Below are 635 nucleotides of genomic sequence, written 5' to 3' on the forward strand. Positions count from 1 at the left end.
GTTCTGGCGTTCAGCTCCATGCTGTAATTACGTTTCGTGGTACGAACAAACAGATTCGTTCGCCAGCGTTCAAGCTCATTTTCCGGGTCAAGAGCAACACTGACGGATTCAGAAGAGGTATTACCGTTTTCATCCGTATTATTTTTCTGAACAGTCTGTTTAACATGACGAACTTACAGATATACCAGGTTATCTTCTTTATTAACCGCCCATCCCTGCGGAAAACCAGTTCTGGCACTGATAACTGTTTCATCTTCATCAAATACCAGTGTGGTGGTGTATCCAACGGCACTGTTAATTATGGTGGTATTATTGGGGTTATAACTGACTATCTGATTGCGTGGGTCAAAGCGACTGCCTGAAGGAAGAACAGCAGCATTACAGACGTGCGCCGCCATCAGAAGCGCCATAATTAACGCTCCTTTATTCATTTTCATATTATTAACCTCTGGCTTCTTTATCGCGAACGTAGCTTGTTACAACGAACTTAAGAGGATTGTTATTACGTTCCCCTGACACCATTTCAACCTGCGGTTCGATACGATAAGTCAGGCGAACATTCCAGAACTCCTGGCGGGTTTGTCCGGTAGCAACATCCCTGATGGTCAGACGAAAACGAATATACGCACCGATAT

At 44.3% G+C, this 635-nt stretch carries 1 protein-coding gene and 1 pseudogene; both read right to left on the minus strand.

The genetic code is table 11. The annotated features are described in order from the left end of the window. A pseudogene (locus tag RTW80_RS26785) lies at positions 1-437 on the minus strand (TrbG/VirB9 family P-type conjugative transfer protein); the annotation flags it as partial. A gap of 4 nt (positions 438-441) precedes the next feature. Beyond that, positions 442-635: VirB8/TrbF family protein (locus RTW80_RS26790; protein WP_257603946.1), on the minus strand; the 194-nt coding region annotated here is incomplete at its 5' end.

The organism is Escherichia sp. AM3 (genome assembly GCF_032029835.1).
In the GTDB taxonomy this organism is placed as follows: domain Bacteria; phylum Pseudomonadota; class Gammaproteobacteria; order Enterobacterales; family Enterobacteriaceae; genus Escherichia; species Escherichia coli.